This is a genomic window from Moorena sp. SIO4E2, assembly GCF_010671945.1.
Classification (GTDB): domain Bacteria; phylum Cyanobacteriota; class Cyanobacteriia; order Cyanobacteriales; family Coleofasciculaceae; genus Moorena; species Moorena producens.
Genome location: NZ_JAAHIE010001003.1, coordinates 1 through 1,965 on the forward strand (window position 1 = coordinate 1; position 1,965 = coordinate 1,965).

General features: G+C 41.2%; 3 protein-coding genes. 2 read left to right on the forward strand and 1 reads right to left on the reverse strand.

The window, feature by feature from the left end:
* Positions 1 to 189 precede the first annotated feature (189 nt).
* Positions 190 to 330: a hypothetical protein gene (locus tag F6K37_RS39940; RefSeq protein ID WP_158026423.1), complete on the forward strand. Its 141-nt coding sequence runs from the start codon at positions 190 to 192 to the stop codon at positions 328 to 330.
* Positions 331 to 340: 10 nt separating this feature from the next.
* On the opposite strand, the gene F6K37_RS39945 is transcribed toward F6K37_RS39940, so the two are convergent.
* A complete protein-coding gene (locus tag F6K37_RS39945; protein ID WP_287256810.1) occupies positions 341 to 1,360 on the reverse strand; it encodes a PDDEXK nuclease domain-containing protein in 1,020 nt (339 codons plus the stop codon).
* Between the two features lie 125 nt (positions 1,361 to 1,485).
* Between F6K37_RS39945 and F6K37_RS39950 the strand changes: the two genes are divergently transcribed.
* On the forward strand, positions 1,486 to 1,665 hold the full coding sequence (locus F6K37_RS39950; protein ID WP_287256812.1) for a hypothetical protein: 180 nt from the start codon (positions 1,486 to 1,488) through the stop codon (positions 1,663 to 1,665).
* The last annotated feature ends 300 nt before the right edge of the window (positions 1,666 to 1,965 follow it).

A 1,965-nucleotide genomic window follows, 5' to 3' on the forward strand; every position in this document is an offset into this window, starting at 1 on the left:
GTAACGGGCATCTTGCCCGTTACAATTTCCGGGCAGCAACCTAACCCTGGCGGTGCGTTACGGGCAGCAACCTAACAATTAATAATTGGTAAGCATTGAGCTATCAGCTTAAGCGCTACGCGCACGCTACTTGAGGTGCCGTCAGCCGTCAGCTATCAGCATATGCTTAGTATAACGTTTCTCGTAGCTATGAGGTACACATTATTTTTCCCCTGTTCCCTGCTCCCTGCTCCCTGCTCCCTGCTCCCTAAAAACTTAGGTGCGCTTTCCGTAGGCGAATTAAATTCGCCACGGGTCGCACCTCAGAAATTTGTACCTCACAAGTCGTAGAATTGCTATATCACTCCACCCCCTCCAATAACAAAGCCACTTGTTCAGGTGCAGGAAGTTGATTCTGCAATTGTTGTGGTAACGTTGAAACTATTCGATAAGTAGCAACACCAATCGGTTTGTTTGACTCCTTCAAGGCATATTCCACAATGGTCTTATCCTTAGACTTGCACAGAATAATTCCTATGGCAGAATTCTCCTCTTCTAGCCTCACTTTGTCATCTAACGCTGCCAAATAAAACTGCATCTTGCCTATATATTCAGGCAAAAACTCCCCGATTTTTAAATCGATTGCTACCAAACATTTGAGATGGCGATGAAATAACAGCAAATCAATAAAATACTCTTTGTTGCTAATTTCTAAGCGATACTGACTGCCAATGAAGGCAAACATCCCTCCCATTTCTCGTAAAAATGGTTCGACTTTAGCTATAATTGCTTGCTCTAACTGACGCTCACTGTACTGATCAGCTAGTTCCAAAAAATCAAAGGTGTACTCATCTTTAACGGCTAACTTAGCTTGCTTACGAATCTCCTCGGAAACTGTCTGTTCAAAATTAGTTTGATTCAGCAACGTTTTCTCGTAGTTTTGATTCTCAATTTGGTGAATCAAAACATTTTTTGTCCAGCCAAATTTCCGCGTCATCCGGATATAAAACTCTCGCTCTAAGTCATCTTTACACTTTTGCATAATAAGCAAATTATGACTCCAACCAATTTCTGCCACCAATGGTGACAGTTTTTCCTTGGCATAGTAAGAAAGGTAGAATTCTCGCATTCTCCAGATATTACGAACCGAAAAGCCACTGATACCTGGAAACTCAGCTTGTAAGTCTTTTCCTAGTTGTTCTACGACTGACTTACCCCAGGTTTCTCCCTGTTGACGGGTCACAATTAACCGTCCAATATCCCAATAAAGAGTAATTAATTCCTTGTTGACTGCTTTGAGGGATTGGTACTGGGCCTCGCGAATGCGCTGCTTGACTTCTACTAGTAGTTGCCGATACTTCCCTGAATCCAAGTCACTCATCTGGTTTCCGTTTCAACAACATTTGTCTAAGAGGTGATCATAACAAAGATACCTGAGCGCGCAAGGCTATATGTCACTAGCGGACTCCTTTAGTCGATCTCAAGCACCTGAAACGGAACCATCCCTTGCGAATCCAGCCTTTTCTCTTTGCGGCTCTTCCCTCTGTTCAAGGACAACCAATTAAAATGTTGATTGGGGGAGGAATTGTCATTATAGTTGGTAATTTATCAGCTGCTTGGGGACTAGATGAAGAGCTTGCTCTACCACGAGAGACGATCCGCACTGCTGTGGGAAATGGGTATTAATATCCTGCATTTTGCTTGGTGTCGGCGGCAACTAACTCTGCATAGTAGGAACATTGCTCTCCAACACCCTAGTTTGCCATCTTCTCCAACTAGGCCAAAAACTCTTCCAGAATCACCGATGTCTCCAACACAGAAGAGGAAAAGAAAAAAAGCTTCTGATTTGTTGAATTTTTTAGAATTTAGAATTTAGAATTTAGAATTTAGAATTTAGAATTTAGAATTTAGAATTTAGAATTTAGAATTTAGAATTTAGAATTTAGAATTTAGAATTTAGAATTTAGAATTTAGAATTTAGAATTT